Raw genomic sequence first — 771 nt, 5'->3', positions numbered from 1 at the left:
GCTTTTCTCCTTCACTTCTCCTTGCCCTCTGTGGTGATAATAATCTCTTAATCACTTCCCCAAAAAAAACCTACCACCGAGGCGCTGCGCAGTAATTAGCTCTTCTCATTCACTTCTCCGTGTCCTCTGTGGTGATAACAGTTACTTTAGGTCTTTGATCTAAAGCAAATCTACCACCGAGGACTGTACTGAGAAGTTATATTCGATCTTCTCCTAGCTTACCGACTGAGCCGGCGTACTTTACACGCTAATACATTTCAGCCCATCAAGTAAACGGACTTGATTAAAATTAATCAATAGGCCTGTTTTTATACCTGTTAACTTTAAGTAAGTTATAAGCTGAGCTGAATGAATAGGCTGCAGCTTATCAACGGCTTTTAATTCAATAATCAATTTGTCAGGTATTAGTATATCTAGCCTATACCCTGCATCTATATTTATACTTTTGTAACTAATTGGTAATGCAACTTGATTAAGAGGTAATAAGCCAGCTTCTTGTAACTCATAAAGTAAGCAACTTTCATAACTAGACTCTAACAAACCAGGACCAAGGGTTTTATGCACTTCAATAGCGCAACCAATAACGGTTTGAGTCACCAAATCTTCCATAAATAGTAATCCTTAAATTTATTTAGCACTTAAATAATTATAAGCCTTTTATTTACCACCGAGGAGACCGAAGCGCTGCGCGCTACACCGAGCAGTAATTGGCTCTTCTCCTTTACTTCTCTTTATCCTCTGTGGTGATAACAATCTCTTAATCACTTTTGA

Annotated in this window: 1 protein-coding gene; it reads right to left on the bottom strand. The window is 38.1% G+C overall.

All coding sequences use genetic code 11. The annotated features are described in order from the left end of the window. Positions 1 to 240 precede the first annotated feature (240 nt). Positions 241 to 609 carry a GxxExxY protein gene (locus tag CWB60_RS20350; RefSeq protein ID WP_138579917.1) on the bottom strand — a complete coding sequence of 123 codons (369 nt, stop codon included), beginning with the start codon at positions 607 to 609 and terminating at the stop codon, positions 241 to 243. Between the last annotated feature and the right edge of the window lie 162 nt (positions 610 to 771).

The sequence above is a fragment of the Pseudoalteromonas sp. S327 genome (assembly GCF_005886415.1).
In the GTDB taxonomy this organism is placed as follows: Bacteria; Pseudomonadota; Gammaproteobacteria; order Enterobacterales; family Alteromonadaceae; genus Pseudoalteromonas; species Pseudoalteromonas atlantica.
This window is presented reverse-complemented; position numbering and strand designations above follow the sequence as displayed.

Excerpts from the sequence above, each read along its gene's own strand:
- CWB60_RS20350 (WP_138579917.1), bottom strand. The coding sequence starts at position 609 with ATGGAAGATTTGGTGACTCAAACCGTTATTGGTTGCGCTATTGAAGTG.